Here is a 279-nt window from a genome sequence, read left to right as displayed (position 1 = left end):
CATCCGGCAAGATGCAAATTTCTAATGCAACGAATACCTGGGATTGGCTTCAATACATAGTGCTGCTATGGGAAATTGAGATAGCGTGCTTCTTAGGCTGGCATACTTTTCAGCACCTGCGCTTCCTGTCAGCAGTCAAGCGGTGGAGCGAGGATATTGAAGATACGGCTATATTGGAACTGTTTACTCGCACAAAAGGCGAATTGGGCATTCAGGATAATATTATCCTGAAATCCTGTGCCTGCATCAAAACTCCAATGCTGGTTGGCCTACTGCGGC

The 279-nt window shown here is 46.6% G+C and carries 1 protein-coding gene; it reads left to right on the top strand.

Features of this window, described 5'->3' with window-relative positions; genetic code table 11:
* A partial coding sequence (locus K6T82_RS24425; protein ID WP_223711671.1) for a hypothetical protein occupies nt 1-279 on the top strand: 279 nt, incomplete at both ends.

Origin of the sequence: Flavobacterium potami (assembly GCF_020026915.1) — a bacterium.
Lineage (GTDB): Bacteria > Bacteroidota > Bacteroidia > Flavobacteriales > Flavobacteriaceae > Flavobacterium > Flavobacterium potami.
Note: the sequence above shows the minus strand (reverse complement) of the source record. Positions and strands in the feature narration are given on the sequence as shown.